The organism is Brevundimonas sp. SL161, assembly GCF_049896985.1.
In the GTDB taxonomy this organism is placed as follows: domain Bacteria; phylum Pseudomonadota; class Alphaproteobacteria; order Caulobacterales; family Caulobacteraceae; genus Brevundimonas.
On record NZ_JAFCVJ010000086.1, the window covers coordinates 1 to 854 of the forward strand.

Annotated in this window: 1 protein-coding gene; it reads left to right on the plus strand. The window is 64.3% G+C overall.

The genetic code is table 11. The features are described from left to right. A partial coding sequence (locus ACP7AU_RS17755) for an aldehyde dehydrogenase family protein (protein WP_426051036.1) occupies positions 1–546 on the plus strand: 546 nt, incomplete at its 5' end. Between the last annotated feature and the right edge of the window lie 308 nt (positions 547–854).

Sequence of the window (854 nt, forward strand, 5' to 3'; positions counted from 1 at the left end):
CACTACGGCCCCGTCGTCACGGCCCAGCACAAGGCCCGGGTCGAGGGCTGGATCGAGCAGGGGGTGAAAGACGGCGCCGAACTGGTCGTCGACGGCCGCGGCTTCTCGCTGCAGGGGCATGAGCGGGGCTATTTCATCGGCCCGTCGCTGTTCGACCACGTCACGCCCGAGATGGAATCCTACAAGGAGGAAATCTTCGGCCCCGTGCTGCAGATCGTGCGCGCCGCCAGTTTCGAGGAGGCGTTGAGCTTGCCGTCGAAGCACCAGTACGGCAATGGCGTCGCCATCTTCACCCAGAACGGCCGCGCGGCCCGCGACTTCGCCGCCCGGGTCAATGTCGGCATGGTCGGGATCAATGTTCCGATCCCGGTGCCGGTCGCCTATCACACCTTCGGCGGCTGGAAGCGCTCGGCCTTCGGCGACACAAACCAGCACGGCATGGAGGGGGTGAAATTCTGGACCAAGGTCAAGACCATCACCGCCCGCTGGCCGGATTCGGAGCTGGAACATGCGGATAGCTCGTTCGTGATCCCGACGATGGGGTGACACTGTCTCCTCCCGCGCCAAAGGCGTGGGGAGCAGTCCAGTCAGTTCGGCAGCCTGATCCAGGGCGGATTGCATTTGATGACGAGGTTTGCCGCTCCGATCAGCGTTCGCATGGGTGGTGTCAGTCAGCGAACTGGCGGTGCCGTTTCGCAGAATGGGGCTTAGGCGCGAAGGGGACGGGGAGGGATACCGAAATGGGTGACGCCGACGAGAACCCCACGCCTCTGTTCAAGTCCGGTCAACTGCCGCCGCCCTGGAACGAGGAATAGGCTGGCGCTCTACCCCTCTGGTAGCTGTCTGACATGCCC